The sequence below is a fragment of the Paracoccus alkenifer genome, from assembly GCF_900108405.1.
Taxonomy (GTDB): Bacteria; Pseudomonadota; Alphaproteobacteria; order Rhodobacterales; family Rhodobacteraceae; genus Paracoccus; species Paracoccus alkenifer.
In genome coordinates, this window is record NZ_FNXG01000010.1 from 15,907 (window position 1) to 28,128 (window position 12,222).

General features: G+C 68.4%; 11 protein-coding genes. 10 read left to right on the top strand and 1 reads right to left on the bottom strand.

Going from position 1 to position 12,222, the window contains the following annotated elements:
• Window positions 1-74: 74 nt before the first annotated feature.
• The 4 genes from BLW83_RS14825 to BLW83_RS14840 are packed head-to-tail and all read left to right on the top strand — an operon-like array spanning window position 75 to window position 3,875.
• On the top strand, window positions 75-1,082 hold the full coding sequence (locus BLW83_RS14825; RefSeq protein ID WP_090849097.1) for an ABC transporter permease: 1,008 nt from the start codon (window positions 75-77) through the stop codon (window positions 1,080-1,082).
• Window positions 1,079-1,939 carry an ABC transporter permease gene (locus BLW83_RS14830; protein ID WP_090849099.1) on the top strand — a complete coding sequence of 287 codons (861 nt, stop codon included), beginning with the start codon at window positions 1,079-1,081 and terminating at the stop codon, window positions 1,937-1,939. Before BLW83_RS14825 ends, BLW83_RS14830 begins: the two co-directional genes overlap by 4 nt.
• Window positions 1,936-2,904: an ABC transporter ATP-binding protein gene (locus BLW83_RS14835; RefSeq protein ID WP_177172592.1), complete on the top strand. Its 969-nt coding sequence runs from the start codon at window positions 1,936-1,938 to the stop codon at window positions 2,902-2,904. Before BLW83_RS14830 ends, BLW83_RS14835 begins: the two co-directional genes overlap by 4 nt.
• A complete protein-coding gene (locus tag BLW83_RS14840; protein ID WP_090849103.1) occupies window positions 2,901-3,875 on the top strand; it encodes an oligopeptide/dipeptide ABC transporter ATP-binding protein in 975 nt (324 codons plus the stop codon). The genes BLW83_RS14835 and BLW83_RS14840 overlap by 4 nt, the downstream gene beginning before the upstream one ends.
• Here the strand turns inward: BLW83_RS14840 and mprF are convergent.
• On the bottom strand, window positions 3,872-6,484 hold the full coding sequence (gene mprF, locus BLW83_RS14845; protein WP_177172595.1) for a bifunctional lysylphosphatidylglycerol flippase/synthetase MprF: 2,613 nt from the start codon (window positions 6,482-6,484) through the stop codon (window positions 3,872-3,874). The two genes, BLW83_RS14840 and mprF, sit on opposite strands and share 4 nt — an antisense overlap.
• Before the next feature lie 321 nt (window positions 6,485-6,805).
• On the opposite strand from mprF, the gene BLW83_RS14850 reads away from it, so the two are divergent.
• From BLW83_RS14850 to BLW83_RS14875, 6 genes are all read left to right on the top strand, one after another.
• Window positions 6,806-7,780 carry a DMT family transporter gene (locus tag BLW83_RS14850; RefSeq protein ID WP_245728918.1) on the top strand — a complete coding sequence of 325 codons (975 nt, stop codon included), beginning with the start codon at window positions 6,806-6,808 and terminating at the stop codon, window positions 7,778-7,780.
• Window positions 7,780-8,628 carry a glycosyltransferase gene (locus BLW83_RS14855; RefSeq protein WP_090849107.1) on the top strand — a complete coding sequence of 283 codons (849 nt, stop codon included), beginning with the start codon at window positions 7,780-7,782 and terminating at the stop codon, window positions 8,626-8,628. Before BLW83_RS14850 ends, BLW83_RS14855 begins: the two co-directional genes overlap by 1 nt.
• A 254-nt stretch (window positions 8,629-8,882) precedes the next feature.
• A complete protein-coding gene (rpsL, locus tag BLW83_RS14860; RefSeq protein ID WP_073068257.1) occupies window positions 8,883-9,254 on the top strand; it encodes a 30S ribosomal protein S12 in 372 nt (123 codons plus the stop codon).
• Between the two features lie 11 nt (window positions 9,255-9,265).
• A complete protein-coding gene (rpsG, locus tag BLW83_RS14865) occupies window positions 9,266-9,736 on the top strand; it encodes a 30S ribosomal protein S7 (protein ID WP_090849109.1) in 471 nt (156 codons plus the stop codon).
• 10 nt (window positions 9,737-9,746) lie between these two features.
• Window positions 9,747-11,870, top strand: a complete 2,124-nt coding sequence (fusA, locus tag BLW83_RS14870; RefSeq protein WP_090849111.1) for an elongation factor G — start codon at window positions 9,747-9,749, stop codon at window positions 11,868-11,870.
• Window positions 11,871-11,953: 83 nt separating this feature from the next.
• Window positions 11,954-12,222 (top strand): GTP-binding protein (locus BLW83_RS14875; protein WP_245728920.1); only part of this gene is annotated, 269 nt, incomplete at its 3' end.

Genomic DNA, 12,222 nt, shown 5'->3' on the forward strand with positions numbered 1-12,222 from the left:
CGGCCTGGCCCCGACGCAGCCGCGCGGGCCTGCGGCGATGACCCGGCCGCCGGGCGCAGGCGGCGGGGTGCGGCATGACGCGGATCGGCCTGCGGGTTTTATCCGCGATCCCCACGCTGTTCGGGGTGGTGGTGATCACGTTTCTGCTGACGCGGGTGCTGCCGGGCGATCCGGCGGTGTTCTTTGCCTCGAACCCGTCGATGAGCGCGTCCGACATCGCCGCCGTGCGCGAAAACCTGGGGCTGGACAGGCCGCTTTACGACCAGTTCCTGATCTATCTGGGCAATCTGGCGCAGGGGAATCTGGGGCGCTCGATCGCGACCGGGCAGCCGGTGGCGGCGGAATTCGCCCGCAGGCTGCCCGCCTCGGCCGAGCTGACCTTGCTGGCGTTCCTGCTGGCCGTGGTCGTGGCGGTGCCGCTGGGGCTGGTGGCGGCGCTGCGGCCGGGGTCGCTGGTCGACCACGCGGTGCGGCTGATCGCGACGCTGGGCGTGTCGATGCCGACCTTTGTGTCGGGGCTGCTGCTGATCCATGTGTTCTATTTCCGCGCCGGCGTGCTGCCCGAGCCCATCGGCCGGCTGGACCCGTTCCTGTTCGAGCCGGCCCGCGTCACCGGGTTCCTGACCATCGACGCGCTGATTTCCGGCGAAGGACAGGTGTTTCGGGCGGCGCTGCTTCAGCTGCTGCTGCCGGCGGTGACCATGGCGCTGTTCGCGCTGGCGCCGCTGGCGCGGATGACCCGCGCCGCGATGATCGCCGCGCTGGGGTCCGATTTCATCCGCACCGCCCGCGCCGCCGGGCTGTCGCGGGGCCGGATCGTCCTGATCTATGCGCTGCGCAACGCCATGCTGCCGGTGGTCACCACCATGGGCATGGTGTTTTCCTACATGCTGGGCGCCAATGTGCTGGTCGAGCGGGTGTTTTCATGGCCCGGCATCGGAGCCTTTGCCATCGACAGCATCGTCAACCTTGATTACGCGCCGTTGCAGGGGTTCGTGCTGGTCATGGCGGCGATTTTCATCGCGGTGAATCTGGTCGTCGATATCGTGACCGTGCTTATCGACCCGAGGGCGGAAGATTGAGCGCCCCTGACCACCCCGCACGGCACAAAGGGATTTTCCGTGCCCTGCGGCGCAACCCGCTGGATTTGCTTGCGTTCGGGCTGTTCGCGCTGATCTGCCTGATCGCCGTTCTGGGGCCGCTGCTGGTCCCGCATGACCCGCTGGCCACCGATACGGCGGTGGCGTTGCAGCCGCCCTCGGCCAGCCACTGGTTCGGCACCGACCAGCTGGGGCGCGACCTGTTTTCGCGGGTGGTGGTGGCGACGCGGCTGGACCTGCTGATTGCACTGGGCGCGGTGGCGCTGTCGATGGTGGCGGGGTCGGTGCTGGGCGCGATCATCGGCTATTGGGGCGGCGTGCTGGACACGGTGGTGTCGCGGCTGGTCGATGTGCTGATGGCGTTTCCGCTGTTCGTGCTGGCGATGGCGCTGGTTGCGGCGCTGGGCAACTCGGTCGCCAACGTGGTCTATGCGACCGCCATCGTGAACCTGCCCTTTTACATCCGGCTGGCCCGCAGCGAGCTGCGCCCCCGCCGCGCGCTGGGCTATGTCGAGGCCGCGCGGGCGGGCGGTTCGGGCGACTGGCGCATCCTGTGGCGGCACCTGATCCCCAACATCGCGGCGCCGCTGGTGATTCAGGCCTCGGTCAACCTGGGCTGGGCGATGCTGAACGCGGCGGGGCTGTCGTTTCTGGGGCTGGGGGTGCGACCGCCGACCCCGGAATGGGGGATCATGGTGGCCGAGGGCGCGCGTTTCATCGGCTCGGGGCAGTGGTGGATCGTGACGTTTCCGGGGCTGGCGCTGATGCTGGCGGTGTTGGCCTTCAACCTGCTGGGCGACGCGCTGCGCGACCTGCTGGACCCGAGGCTGCGCAGGTGACGCCGCTGCTGTCCATCCGCGCCCTGTCGGTCGAATTCGACACGCGCCACGGCACCGTTCACGCGCTGGACCGGCTGTCGCTGGACATCGCGCCGGGCGAGATCATCGGGATCATCGGAGAATCCGGCTCGGGCAAGTCGGTGACGGCCCATGCGGTGATGGGAATCCTTGACCGCGCCGCCCGCATCACCGGGGGCGAGGTTCTGTTTCAGGGCGAAAACCTGCTGGAAATGGGCCGGCGCGCGCGGGACGGCTGGCGCGGGCGCGGGGCCTCGATCATCTTTCAGAACCCGCGCGCGGCGCTGAACCCGATCCGCGCGGTGGGCGACCAGATCGCCGATGTGGTCGCCCGCCACAGCAGCCTGTCCCGGCGCGCCATCCGGGCGCGGGTGCTGGAGCTGCTGCGCCATGTCCGCATCCCCGACCCGGAACGTCGGGCAAGGGCGTATCCGTTCCAGCTGTCGGGCGGGCTGTGCCAGCGCATCGGCATCGCCATGGCGCTGGCCTGCGCGCCGCGGCTGCTGATCGCGGACGAGCCGACGACCGGGCTGGACGTCACCACTCAGGCCGCGATCATGGCGCTGATCCGCGAGCGCGCGCGCGAGGCGGGCACCGCGGTGGCGCTGATCACCCACGACGTGGCGCTGGCGGCGGGGAATTGCGACCGGCTGGCGATCATGCACGCGGGCCACGTGGTCGAGGTGGCGCCGACCGCCGCGATTCTTGCCCGGCCGCGCCATCCCTATACGGCGGGGCTGCTGCGGTCGGTGCCGTCGCTGGCGGGTTCGCTTGATCAGTTGCAGGCGATTCCGGGCAGCATGCCCGATCTGCGCCGCCCCGACCTGCCGCCCTGCCGCTTTGCCGAGCGCTGCCCGCGCCGCCTGCCGCGCTGCGACGCGCCCGGGCCGCTCGCGCTGACGGCCTGCGGGCCGGGACATCTCGTCGCCTGCCGGAACCTGCCATGACCGCGCTGATCGAGGCCCGCAATCTCAGCCGCCATTTCCGCCTGCGCCGGGAAACCCTGTTCGGGCCGGCGCCGCTGCTGCATGCCGTGGACAGGGTGGGGCTGACGATCCACGCGGGCGAGGCGCTGGGGCTGGTCGGCGAATCGGGCTGCGGCAAATCCACCCTGGCGCGGCTGCTGGCGCGACTGCTGGACCCGACCGGGGGGCAGGTTTTCCTGCACGGGGCCGAGATCACCGGGGAATCCGTGTCGCGCTTTGCCCGCTCGGACCGGCGGCGCGCGATCCAGATGGTGTTTCAGGATCACACCGAAAGCCTGAACCCGCTGCTGACGGTGTTCCAGTCGGTCGCGGATCCGGCGGGCCGGCTGCTGGGGCCGATGCCGCGCGCCGCCCTGCGCCGGCGGGTCGAGGATGCGGCGGCGGCCGTCAACCTGCCGCCCGAGCTGCTGGACCGCTATCCGCACCAGCTTTCGGGCGGGCAAAAGGCGCGGGTGGGCATCGCCCGCGCGCTGGTGGTGGAACCGCAGTTGCTGGTGCTGGATGAACCCACCTCGGCGCTGGATGTCTCGGTGCAGGCGACGGTGCTGCAATTGCTGGACCGGCTGCGGCGCGACCGCGGCATCGCGCTGCTGTTCGTCAGCCACGACCTGAACGTGGTGCGGCTTTTGTGCCAACGCATTGCGGTGATGTATCTGGGCCAGATCGTCGAGACGGGGGCGGCCGAGGCGATCTATCGCGCCCCCGCCCACCCCTATACGCGGGCGCTGCTGTCGGCGATCCCGACCCTGCGCCCCCGCGGGGCCGAGCGCATCCACCTGGACGCAGAGCCGCAAAGCCCGGTCAACCCCTGCCTCTCGCGCTGCCGGTTTGCCGGGCGCTGTTTCATGGAACAGCCGCTGTGCATACAGGCGGCGCCCGAATTGCGCACCCTGCCCGATGGCCGGCAGGTGCGCTGCCATTTTGCCGGCTAGCCCCCGCCGGGCGGCTTTCCGGCGATCAGCCGGGCCGCGTCGGCCAGCGGGCGCAGCGGCGGCAGGCGGCTGGGGGCGGCAAGATAATGCGGCCGCCACTCGGGCGCGAATTTTTCCTTGAACGCGCGCAGCCCGGCGAAATTGTAGAAACTGCCGCCGTGGCGATAGATCAGCGCCCCGAAACGATCCCACAGCCGGCGGCTGCGTTCCGGCTGCAACCCTGACAAGGGCGCCATCCCCAGCGAGAACACCCGGCACCCGCGGTCCTTGAGCGTCAGCATCAGGGCGGTGAACAGGAAATCCATGGTTTCGGGCGGCGCATCGTGGCTATGGCGCATCAGGTCGATGGTCGTCACCTGTCCGTCGTCCGAGGACAGCAGATTGGCAAAGCCCATGATCCGGCCATTCCGGCGCGCCAGCGCCACCGGCCAGCGGTCCAGCCAACCCGGATCGAAGCGACCGACGGAAAACCCCTTTTCCCGCGCATTGCGGGCGGCCAGCCAGTCGTCCGAGACCTCGCGCAGCGCCGCGATCAGCGCCGGATCATGCGGAGGGGACAGGATCTCAAGGCCGAATCCGTCGCGCAGCGCCTTTGCATAGCTGGCCCGCAGCCGCTTGCGGCCGGGGCCGTCCAGCGAAAACCCTTGCAGCGCGACCTCGGCGGCCTCGCCCAGCTTGTGCAGGGTCATGCCCAGCGCCAGCATCAGGGCCACGTCGTCCGGGCCGATCTCGTAGAACACCGGCGCCATGCCGGCATTGCGCGCAGTTTCGGCAAAGTCATGCGCGACCTCGCGCGCGGCATCGGACGGGCCGACCGGGCCGCCATAGGCCAGCCACGACCGCCCCGAGGGCGCGAACATCACGAATGCCCGGCGGTCGCGGGAAAACATCACCGATTTGTCGCCGGTCAGCACCAGCATCGCGTCGGGGTTGTCGCTGGCCAAGGCGATGCGCCCGGCGGCGGCAAGATCCTCGACCGAAGGGGGCAGCGGCCGATAGCGCGGGGTGCGCAGCAGCATCACCAGCGCCGCCAGCCCCAGGGTCAGCCCCGCCAGCAGGCTGGCGCGCAGCGCCCTTGGCGCGCGGCTGTCGGCGGCGAACTGCCACCACAGCTCGTTGGCATAGGGGGTGCTTTCATGGGCCAGAAACAGCGCAAAGCCGAAACCGGCGGCGGCGGCGGCCAACATCGCCAGCCCGCCCGGGGTCAGCACCGCATGTGTCAGCACCGCCCTGCGGTGAAAGGCGCGGCGGAACGGCAGCAGGATCAGGATCGCCAGCGCCAGCGTCGCCGCCTGCCGAGGGTCGCCGGGCGGGGCCAGCGCCACCACGATGCCCCCCGCCATCACCGCCAGCGTCAGCCAGAACGCCCCGGCCGAGCGTCGCACCAGCCCCGCCGACAGCACGATCAGCACCGCCCCCAGCGTGCTGGACAGCAGCACCGAGCCGCGGGTGAAGGCCAGCGGAAACAGGGTCTCGGCGGTCTCGGCGGCCTCGGTCAGGGGCGGCAGCAGCGCCGACAGGCTCATCCACAGCCCCGAACCCAGCGTCATCGCCGCCAGCACCAGCGGCGCCAGCGGAGAGACCGCGCGCAGCCCCGGCTCGGCCAGCGCCAGCGCCCGGCCGACGCGAGAGCCGGGCAGGGGGCGGCCGACCAGCCGCCAGCCCTCGAACAGCGCCATGGTGACCAGCGCCAGCGCAAAGGGCACCATGTAATAGATCATCCGATAGAGCAGCAGCGCCGCGGCGACCTGCGCCGGGGGCATGGCGGCGGGCATGGCGGCCAGGATGATCGCCTCGAACACGCCGATGCCGCCGGGGACGTGGCTGACGACCCCGGCCATGGTCGCCGCTGCAAACACCGCGACAAAGGTGAAAAACCCCGGCCCGCCGTCCGGCAGCAGCAGATACAGGGTCAGCGCGGAAAACGTCAGGTCGCCCAGGCTGATCGGCACCTGTCCCGCCAGCACCGACAGCCGCGGGGCGCGCAGGGTCAGGCGGCGCAGCGTCAGCCGGCGTTCGCCCCACGCCGCCCACAGCAGCGGCGCCACGATCGCCGCGACCGACAGCAGCGCGCCAGCCCGGATCGTCGCCGGATCCAGCGGCACCATCGCCGCCAGCGCGGTGGGGTGCAGCGCCAGCGCGCCCAGCCCGACCAGCGTCGTCATCACCCCGAAAGAGACCGAGGTAAAGGTCGAGATCGCGGCGATGTCATAGCCGTCCAGCCCCAGCCCGGAATAGACCCTCCACCGCACCGCCCCGCCCGAAATCGGCGTCAGCCCCAGCGTGTTGCCAAAGGCATAGGCCATCAGCCCGCCGCTCAGCACCACCGACGGAGGCAGCGACTTGCCCAGATAGCGCAGCGCCGACCAGTCGTAGCCCGCAAGGCACAGATAGCCCGCCAGCGTCGAGGCCAGCGCCAGCCCCGTCACCGTCCATGGCGTGGCGTGGATCTGGGCCGCGACCTCGTGCAGGTCGACGGGGGCCAGCAGGTGGTGCAGCGCCGCCAGCCCCAGCAGGAACAGCGCGCCCCCCGTCAGATAGGGCGCCAACGCCCGCAGGCGCCACCCAAGCGGGGGGGTGGTTGCGGGAATATTCGCCTCGTCCGACATGAAAGCCCGTGATGAAACCCGTAACCGCTGATAGCCCGAACGGCCCGCTCGGCAAATCACGATGCGGGGGCGACCGCAATGCGTCCCGCTGACGTGCCGCCTGAAGTGCCGCGCGCGTGGGGGAGCGCGGCGGGGGGGAGCGCGGCCGAGGGTAGCCGAGGGCAGCGGCGCCTTTGGGCTGGCTTTTTGCGCGGGGCGCGCGCGGCCGACAAGGGGCGCGCGCCTCGGGGCCATTGTGCTGGCGGCGGTCCGGCAAGGCTTCCATATTCCGGCGGCGCGGCGATACTCGGGCGGAAACCCAGCCCTCGCCCCGGAAAATCAATGCGCGAATCCCTGATCTCGACCGGCCCGCTGCCGGACCCGCAGCCGCGGACCGGCCACGCCGAAAACCTGCTGGGGGCGGGGCTGATGTCGCTATCGATGCTGGCGATCGTGTCGAACGACAGCGCGATGAAGCTGGCGATCCAGACCCTGCCGCTGTCGCAGGCGATCTTTATCCGCGGGGTGATGGTGACGGTGGTGCTGCTGGTGCTGGTGCGGCGCGACGGCGGGCTGGCCCTGCCGCCGGGCCGGCGCGACCGCTGGCTGCTGGGGTTCCGCACGGGGGCCGATGTCGCCGCCACCCTGCTTTACCTGACGGCGTTGCAGTTCATGTCCATCGGGCAGCTGTCGGCGATCAATCAGGCGCAGCCGATCCTGATCATGGTGGCCGCGGCGCTGCTGTTTGGTGAACGGCTGGGGGTCCGGCGGATGGCCGCGGCGGTGGTCGGGCTGGCGGGGGTGCTGCTGATCCTGCGCCCCGGCTCGGCCGCGTTCGAGCCGGTGGCGCTGCTGGCGGTGGCCTCGGTCCTGGCGGTGGTGGCGCGCGATCTGGCCAGCCGGGGTCTTAGCCGAGGGGTGCGTTCCAGCAGCGTGGCGCTGTGTGCGGCGGTCGGCGTCACCCTGTCAGCGCCGCTGACCGGAGGGCTGGCCGACTGGCGCCTGCCCACCGCGCCCGAACTGGCGGCGCTGGGCGTCGCCGCCGGTTTCCTGACCGTGGCCTATCTGACCGTGGTTTCCGCCATGCGGGTGGGCGAGGTCGGGTTCGTGTCGCCCTTTCGCTACACGCTGCTGGTGTTTGCGTTCCTGCTGGATCTGGCGGTGTTCGGGATCCGGCCCGACGGCTGGACCTGGGCGGGGGCCGCGCTGGTGGTGGGGGCCGGGCTGTATTCCATCATCCGCGAATCGCGGCTGCGGCAGCGGCGGGTGCCCGGCGTCGCGGCTGCGGGTCAGCGGGTCCACGGGGTGCGGCCCTGATGCGGGCGCAGCTGCTGGGGCTGTGCCGGTTTTCCTATCTCGGCGGGCGCGGGTTTCAGGTGGAACACGGCTCGACCGAGGAACGGCGCGCGTTTCTTTACGACCCGGCGCGGCTGGCAAGGCGCTGGGCGTGGTTCGAATCGGTGACGCTGCCGGGGCTGGTCGGGCAGAGCGACCCCGATTACCGCATCGTGGTGATGACCGGCCCCGACCTGCCGCAGCCGTATCTGGGCCGCCTGCACGAGATCGCCGCCGCCCACCCGCAGATCGCGGTCGAGCTGGTGCCCCCCATGCCCCACCACCGCGCCGCCTGCGCCCGCGCCCTGCGCCCGCATGTCGAGACCGGGGCCGATTGGGTGGGACAGTTCAAGCATGACGACGACGACGCGGTGGCGCTGGATTTCATCGCCCGCGCGCGCCGCGACCTGCGGCTGCTGATGCCGATGCTGAAACGCGACGGGCGCGGCTATTGCGACTATATGAAAGGGGTGATCCTGCGCGCCTCGGAAACCGGGGTCGAGCCGCTGCCCCGCCATGTCTATGCCACCGGGGTGGCGCTGGTGATCTGGCAGCGGCCGGATGCGCCGCAGGGCTGCATCGACTATGAGCACTGGCGCATCGGCAGCCACATGAACGGCATCGCGGTGAACGACCGGCCGATGTTCCTGCGCGGGGTTCACCACGACAACGATTCCGGCGCGCTGGGGCCGAATTACCCGTGGACCGACCCGCCCGAGGATCTTGCGCCGCTGATCGCCCGCCGCTTCGGCGTTGACCTGCCGGCGCTGGACCTTATGGTGCGGGCAGCCGCGCTGCCGGGCGCCGACCGCCCGAAATGGGGCCGCTAGGCCGCGGCCGCGCGCGCTGATTGACAGGCGGGGCGATTCTACATATACGCCGCCACACCTGACGCGAAAGCGTGGGGGAATCCCAGAACCTGCAAGGTCATCACCTCGGCCTGTCTTGCTCCTGTGGAATTTGTCCCGTCCAGCCCTGACCGGGTTCGGATGGGTTTGGCGTTTCGCGATGGGCGCGGAATGCTGTCGAGAAGTGGCGCACCAAGGCCCGGGTGCGAGTATCGCAAAGCAATACGGGGAACCGAATGCCGACGATCCAGCAGCTGATCCGCAAACCGCGGCAGCCGAAGGTGCAGCGATCCAAGTCGCAGCACCTGCAAGGAAACCCTCAGAAGCGCGGCGTCTGCACGCGCGTCTATACCACCACACCGAAAAAGCCGAACTCGGCCATGCGGAAAGTCGCCAAGGTGCGCCTGACCAATGGTTTCGAGGTGATCAGCTATATTCCCGGTGAAAAGCACAACCTCCAGGAACACAGCGTCGTGCTGATCCGCGGCGGCCGGGTGAAAGACCTTCCCGGTGTGCGTTATCACATCCTTCGCGGTGTCCTGGATACGCAGGGCGTCAAAGATCGTCGTCAGCGTCGTTCGAAATACGGCGCCAAGCGTCCGAAGTGAGGGTTAGATAGATGTCACGTCGTCACGCCGCTGAAAAGCGCGAAGTCCTGCCCGACGCCAAATATGGCGATCGCGTGCTGACCAAATTCATGAACAACCTGATGGTTGACGGCAAGAAATCCACGGCCGAGCGCATCGTTTACAATGCGCTGGACCGCGTGCAGACCCGGCTCAAGCGCGAGCCGATCGAGGTCTTCCACGAGGCCATGGACAACGTGAAGCCCTCGGTCGAGGTGCGTTCCCGCCGGGTCGGCGGTGCCACCTATCAGGTGCCCGTCGAGGTCCGTCCCATCCGCCGCGAGGCGCTGGCGATCCGCTGGCTGATCGACGCTGCGAAAAAGCGCAATGAAAACACCATGGAAGAACGCCTTGCCGGCGAGCTTTCCGACGCGGTGAACGGCCGCGGCTCTGCGGTGAAAAAGCGCGAAGACACCCACAAGATGGCCGACGCCAACAAAGCGTTCAGCCATTACCGCTGGTAAGGGGGCAACAATGGCACGCGAATATCCGCTCGATCGCTACCGCAACTTCGGGATCATGGCCCACATCGACGCGGGCAAGACCACGACGACGGAACGCATCCTGTTCTATACCGGCAAGAACCACAAGATGGGCGAAACCCACGACGGTGCCTCGACCATGGACTTCATGGAACAGGAAGCCGAGCGCGGGATCACCATCTCGTCGGCCGCGACGACAACCCATTGGGAACGTCACGAGGACGCCGACTATACCCCGGACCCGTCGAAAAAGCTGCGCTTCAACATCATCGACACCCCCGGCCACGTCGACTTCACCATCGAGGTCGAACGCTCGCTGGCGGTGCTGGACGGCGCCATTGCGCTGCTGGACGGCAACGCCGGTGTCGAGCCGCAGACGGAAACCGTCTGGCGGCAGGCCGACCGCTACAACGTCCCCCGGCTGGTGTTCGTCAACAAGATGGACAAGGTCGGCGCCGATTTCTTCAAATGCGTCCAGATGATCAAGGATCGCACCGGCGGCACGCCTTGCCCGGTGGCCTTCCCGATCGGTGCCGAGGACAAGCTTGAGGGCATCGTCGATCTGGTCAAGATGGAAGAATGGGTCTGGAAGGGCGACGATCTGGGTGCCAACTGGATCCGTCAGCCGATCCGGGCCGAGCTTCAGGATCTTGCCGACGAATGGCGCGGCAAGATGATCGAGCTGGCCGTCGAGCAGGACGACGACGCGATGGAGGCCTACCTCGAGGGCAACGAGCCTGACGAGGCCACCCTGCGCGCGCTGATCCGCAAGGGCACGCTGTCGCTGGCATTCTTTCCGGTTCTGGCGGGTTCGTCCTTCAAGAACAAGGGCGTGCAGCCGCTGCTGAACGCGGTCGTCGACTATCTGCCCAGCCCGCTGGACGTGCCGGCCTATACCGGCTTTGCCCCGGGCGACGAGACCGAGACCCGCAACATCGAACGCCACGCCAGCGACGAAGAGCCGTTTTCGGGTCTTGCGTTCAAGATCATGAACGACCCCTTTGTCGGCTCGCTGACCTTCGTGCGCATCTATTCGGGTTCCCTGAAAAAGGGCGACGCGATGATGAACTCGACCAAGGGCAAGCGCGAGCGTGTGGGCCGGATGATGGTCATGCACGCCGCGTCGCGCGAAGAGATCGAGGCGGCCTATGCCGGCGACATCATCGCGCTTGGCGGTCTGAAAGAGACCACCACCGGCGACACGCTGTGCGATCCGGCCAAGCCGGTCGTGCTGGAAACCATGACCTTCCCCGATCCGGTGATCGAGATCGCGGTCGAGCCGAAATCCAAGGCCGATCAGGAAAAGATGGGCATCGCGCTGGCACGTCTGGCGGCCGAGGATCCGTCCTTCCGGGTCGAAACCGATCAGGAATCCGGCCAGACCATCATGAAGGGCATGGGCGAGCTGCATCTTGACATTCTCGTCAACCGGATGCTGCGCGAGTTCAAGGTGGACGCCAATATCGGCGCGCCGCAGGTGGCCTATCGCGAGACCATCAGCCACGAGACCGAGATCGACTATACCCACAAGAAACAGACCGGCGGCACCGGGCAGTTCGCCCGTATCAAGCTGATCATCAGCCCGACCGAGCCGGGCGAGGGGTATTCCTTCGAATCCAAGATCGTCGGCGGCGCGGTGCCCAAGGAATATATCCCGGGCGTCGAAAAGGGCATCAAGTCGGTGATGGATTCCGGTCCGCTGGCCGGCTTCCCGGTGATCGACTTCAAGGTATCGCTGATCGACGGCGCATTCCACGATGTCGACTCGTCGGTGCTGGCGTTCGAGATCGCGTCCCGTGCGGCGATGCGCGAGGGCCTGAAAAAGGCCGGCGCCAAGCTGCTGGAACCGATCATGAAGGTCGAGGTGGTGACGCCCGAGGAATACACCGGCAACATCATCGGCGACCTGACCAGCCGTCGCGGCATGGTGCGCGGGCAGGATACCCGCGGCAACGCCAACGTGATCGACTCGATGGTGCCGCTGGCCAACATGTTCGGCTACATCAACACCCTGCGCTCGATGTCCTCGGGCCGCGCGGTGTTCACGATGCAGTTCGACCATTACGAGGCCGTGCCGCAGAACATCTCGGACGAGATCCAGAAGAAATACGCATAACGGCGGTGCGTGGGAAACCACGCACCCTACCACCCCCGTAGGGTGCGTGCTTGCACGCACCGTCAGCCATAAGGAGCTTTGCAATGGCAAAGGCAAAATTCGAACGCACGAAACCTCACGTCAACATCGGCACGATCGGTCACGTTGACCACGGCAAGACGACGACGACTGCTGCGATCACCAAGTATTTTGGCGATTTCAAGGCGTATGACGCGATTGACGGCGCGCCCGAGGAAAAGGCGCGCGGGATCACGATCTCGACCGCGCATGTGGAATACGAGACCGACGCCCGCCACTACGCGCATGTGGACTGCCCCGGCCACGCCGACTACGTCAAGAACATGATCACCGG

Bases quoted from the DNA above. Each gene is read 5' to 3' on its own strand.
- rpsL (WP_073068257.1), top strand. From the start codon at position 8,883: ATGCCGACGATCCAGCAGCTGATCCGCAAACCGCGGCAGCCGAAGGTG.
- BLW83_RS14850 (WP_245728918.1), top strand. From the start codon at position 6,806: ATGCGCGAATCCCTGATCTCGACCGGCCCGCTGCCGGACCCGCAGCCG.
- BLW83_RS14855 (WP_090849107.1), top strand. From the start codon at position 7,780: ATGCGGGCGCAGCTGCTGGGGCTGTGCCGGTTTTCCTATCTCGGCGGG.
- fusA (WP_090849111.1), top strand. From the start codon at position 9,747: ATGGCACGCGAATATCCGCTCGATCGCTACCGCAACTTCGGGATCATG.
- BLW83_RS14840 (WP_090849103.1), top strand. From the start codon at position 2,901: ATGACCGCGCTGATCGAGGCCCGCAATCTCAGCCGCCATTTCCGCCTG.
- rpsG (WP_090849109.1), top strand. From the start codon at position 9,266: ATGTCACGTCGTCACGCCGCTGAAAAGCGCGAAGTCCTGCCCGACGCC.
- BLW83_RS14825 (WP_090849097.1), top strand. From the start codon at position 75: ATGACGCGGATCGGCCTGCGGGTTTTATCCGCGATCCCCACGCTGTTC.
- mprF (WP_177172595.1), bottom strand. From the start codon at position 6,484: ATGTCGGACGAGGCGAATATTCCCGCAACCACCCCCCCGCTTGGGTGG.